At 72.4% G+C, this 3,551-nt stretch carries 3 protein-coding genes and 2 pseudogenes; 2 read left to right on the forward strand and 3 right to left on the reverse strand.

All coding sequences use genetic code 11. The annotated features are described in order from the left end of the window. Both CCL05_RS40810 and CCL05_RS40815 read right to left on the reverse strand, forming a co-directional pair. Positions 1-188: pseudogene (locus CCL05_RS40810) on the reverse strand (DUF4190 domain-containing protein); the annotation flags it as partial. Positions 189-256: 68 nt separating this feature from the next. Beyond that, on the reverse strand, positions 257-904 hold the full coding sequence (locus CCL05_RS40815) for a DUF4190 domain-containing protein (RefSeq protein ID WP_086565624.1): 648 nt from the start codon (positions 902-904) through the stop codon (positions 257-259). A gap of 239 nt (positions 905-1,143) precedes the next feature. Here CCL05_RS40815 and CCL05_RS40820 point away from each other — a divergent pair, with 239 nt between their 5' ends. Together CCL05_RS40820 and CCL05_RS40825 are read left to right on the forward strand one after the other, a co-directional pair. Beyond that, on the forward strand, positions 1,144-2,205 hold the full coding sequence (locus CCL05_RS40820) for an adenosine deaminase (RefSeq protein WP_167409711.1): 1,062 nt from the start codon (positions 1,144-1,146) through the stop codon (positions 2,203-2,205). A 65-nt stretch (positions 2,206-2,270) separates the two neighbouring features. Further along, the gene (locus CCL05_RS40825; protein ID WP_244204575.1) at positions 2,271-2,975 is read left to right on the forward strand and encodes a glycerophosphodiester phosphodiesterase; all 705 of its coding nucleotides are present in this window, start codon (positions 2,271-2,273) and stop codon (positions 2,973-2,975) included. Here CCL05_RS40825 and CCL05_RS40830 read toward each other — a convergent pair. After that, positions 2,920-3,551: pseudogene (locus CCL05_RS40830) on the reverse strand (sigma-70 family RNA polymerase sigma factor); the annotation flags it as partial. The gene CCL05_RS40825 and the pseudogene CCL05_RS40830 sit on opposite strands and share 56 nt — an antisense overlap.

The following is a 3,551-nucleotide window of genomic DNA, read 5'->3' on the forward strand; positions in this document are numbered from 1 at the left end:
TGCGCGGGCATCGCGTAGCCGGGCGCCTGGGGGTAGCCGGCGGGCGGCGCGGCCGGGTAGCCGGGGGTGCCCTGGGGGTAGCCGTAGCCGGGGCCGCCCTGCTGCGGATAGCCGTAGCCGGGGGCCGGCTGCTGCGGGGGCTGGGACGGCGGACCGAACCCACCGGGCGTGGGATTGGTGTTGGACATGACGATCTCCCCTCCGTTGTCAGACCAGGGAATCGTAGTGGCCAAATCCGCCGCGCAGTACGGCTGTTTCAGCGGTGGAACGCGGCGGTGGCCACGGAACCCTGGGCGCCGTAGTACGGATCGTCGTCGTAGTCGTCGCTGTTGATCGCGGCCGTGATGCCGACGGCGATCAGGACGATCACGGTGATGCCGAGGATGATCCCGATGATGCCCATGATCAGACCCGCCTGCGCCTGACCGTGGTTGGTGGCCACGCCGGCCTCGGCGCGCTTGCGGCCCTTGATGCCGAAGACGACGGCGAGGATGCCGGTGACCAGGGAGACCACGCCGTACAGACAGAAGAGCGTGCAGGAGATGATGCCCAGCACCATCGCGGCGATGCCCATGCCGTTCTGGGGGGCCATGGGCATGCCCGGCCAGCCGTAGCCTCCCTGGGGGTACCCGCCTCCCTGGGGGTAGCCGGGGTAGCCGTACCCGCCGGGGGCGACGGGTGGGGGCGGGACAGCGCCGGAGTGGGACGTGTCGTACTGGGGCGTGCCGGTGGACGGCGTTCCGGTGGGCGGCGTGAATCCCACGCTCGGCATCGAGGTGACGGTGGCCTGGTCGTGCACGGACGGCGACGGCGGCGTCTGGTTCTTGTCGAGCGAGGTCTTGTTCTCCGGGGGCGCCCACGGGTCGTGGCCGCCGCCTCCGTCTGGTTGCGTCGCGTCCGTCATGGTGCATCCCCCCTGGGTCGTTCGTGCCGCCATGCTACGGGGCCGTTCGGTGCGTGCCACAGTGCGGGTTGCGTTGGGGCTGGTCGCGCCCACGCGGCGGAGCCGCACATCGATACAGCCCCGCGCCCCTGAAATGGGCGATGCACCACGGCATACGATGACTCCGAGTCATCGATCAGCCGATCACCCGCGTCCCTCCCGCCGTGTGCCGACAGGGACGCCGTTCCGGGGAGGAACCCTTGACCCAGCACCTTGTCGACCCCCGCGCCCCACGCGACCTCACGGCCTTCGTCGCCGGACTGCCCAAGGCCGAACTGCATGTGCACCACGTGGGCTCCGCCTCCCCCCGGATCGTGTCCGAACTGGCCGCCCGGCACCCCGACTCGAAGGTCCCGACCGATCCCGCCGCCCTGGTCGACTACTTCTCCTTCACCGACTTCGCCCACTTCATCGAGGTGTACCTGTCGGTCGTCGACCTGATCCGCACGCCGGAGGACGTCCGGCTGCTGACCTTCGAGGTGGCGCGGGACCTGGCCCGGCAGCAGGTGCGGTACGCCGAGCTGACCATCACCCCGTTCTCCTCCACCCGCCGCGGCATCGACGAGCGCGCCTTCATGGACGCGATCGAGGACGCCCGCAAGGCCGCGGAGGCCGATTTCGGGACCGTGCTGCGCTGGTGCTTCGACATCCCCGGCGAGGCGGGGCTCGAAGCCGCCGAGGAGACGACCCGGCTCGCCACCGACGACCGGCTGCGCCCCGAGGGCCTGGTCTCCTTCGGTCTGGGCGGGCCCGAAGCCGGCGTGCCGCGTCCGCAGTTCAAGCCGTACTTCGACCGGGCCATCGCCGCCGGGCTGCACTCCGTACCGCACGCCGGCGAGACCACCGGCCCTCAGACGGTGTGGGACGCCCTCACCCACCTGCGGGCCGAGCGCATCGGGCACGGCACCAGCTCCGCCCAGGACCCCAAGCTCCTCGCGCATCTCGCCGAGCACCGGATCCCGCTGGAGGTGTGCCCGACCTCCAACATCGCCACGCGCGCGGTCCGCACCCTCGACGAGCACCCCATCAAGGAGTTCGCCGCGGCCGGGGTCCTCGTCACGATCAACTCCGACGACCCGCCGATGTTCGGCACCGACCTCGACAACGAGTACGCGGTCGCCGCCCGGCTGCTCGACCTCGACGAGCCGGGCCTCGCCGACCTGGCGAAGAACGCGGTGGAGGCGTCCTTCCTGGACGCGGCGGGCAAGACCAGGATCAAGGAGGAGATCGACACGTACACCGCGGGATGGCTCGACCGGTGACGCCCTCCCCCAAGCACCCAGAGCACCCGGGACACCCCGTGCACCCCGGGCGGCGCGTGACCGCCGTGGCCCACCGGGGCGACCCCTACCGCCACCGTGAGAACACCGTCGCCTCGCTGCGTTCCGCGCTCGACCGGGGCGCGGACGCGGTGGAGATCGATGTGCGGCTCACCCGGGACGGCGTGCCGGTGCTGCTGCACGACGACACGTTGAAGCGGCTCTGGGAGCACGAGCGGCCGGTGCTCGCGCTGTCCTGGGAGGAGGTGCGCGGGCTGACCGGCGGCGGGGTCCCGGCCCTGACGGACGCGCTGGCCGCGACCGACGGCCACAGGGTGATGATCGACCTGCCCGGCTCGCCCGACGTACGGGCGGTGCGGCGGGTGACGGACGCCGTACGGCAGGCCGGGGCGGCGGACCGCGTCTACTACTGCGCCGGCGCCGACGCCATGCTCGCCGTGCGCGCGGCGGACCCGGCCGCCGAGATCGCCCTCACCTGGACGACGCTGGCGCCACCCCGGCCCGTCCTGCTGGAAGCGATCCGCCCGCGCTGGCTCAACTACCGTTTCGGCCTGGTGGACCGGCCCCTCGCCGAGCGGGTCCACCGCGACGGCTACCTGCTGTCCGTCTGGACCCCCGACACGCGCCGCTCCATGCGACGGCTGCTGCGCGCCGGGGTGGACTCGATCACGACCAACCGCATCGACGTGCTGTGCGCTACACGCGCGAGCGCTGCGGGACCGTCGCCGGATCGGCCGGGGTCGCACGCGTGACGTACTGCGGCACCGGCGCGCTGTCCGTGCCGGTGTCGCGGACGAGGCCGTAGCGGATGGCGCCCTGCGCCGGGCCCGTGTTGACGTCCTTGTCCACGGCCGCCCAGTCGGACGGGAAGACGGCGATGCCGTAGTCGCAGCCGCGTTCGTTCTGGGTGAGGGTGACGGTGCCGTCGACGTAGAAGTACTCGTTCTGCCACATCTGCTGGGTGCCGGGCGGCAGCACCGCGTATCCGATGTCCGGGCCGCCCATGCCGGTGACGTAGCCGTTCGGGGCGCCGGGCAGCGGGTCGTCCATGCGGCGCGAGCCGCCGGAGGCCACGTGGAACAGCTTGCCCTTCAGGCCGGTCCAGGTCGGCATGACCACCCCGCCGGGCCGGGCGTGCGGCGAGATCTGCCAGCGGACCAGGACATAGCCCCGGCCGCTCAGCGTCACGCTGTCGCCGCGGTGTTGCATGACGGCCTTCGGGCCGCCGGTGCTGGTGACGCCGGACTCGGGGCGGCGGGGCAGGGCGGCGGGACGGGTGTTCGGGTCGGGGGCGCGGTCGACTGCGTCGACGACCGTGCCGTACAGGT

It is taken from the genome of Streptomyces africanus (genome assembly GCF_002150735.1).
GTDB lineage: Bacteria > Actinomycetota > Actinomycetes > Streptomycetales > Streptomycetaceae > Streptomyces > Streptomyces africanus.

Coding starts and splice junctions, on each gene's coding strand:
- CCL05_RS40815 (WP_086565624.1), bottom strand. CDS start 904: ATGACGGACGCGACGCAACCAGACGGAGGCGGCGGCCACGACCCGTGG.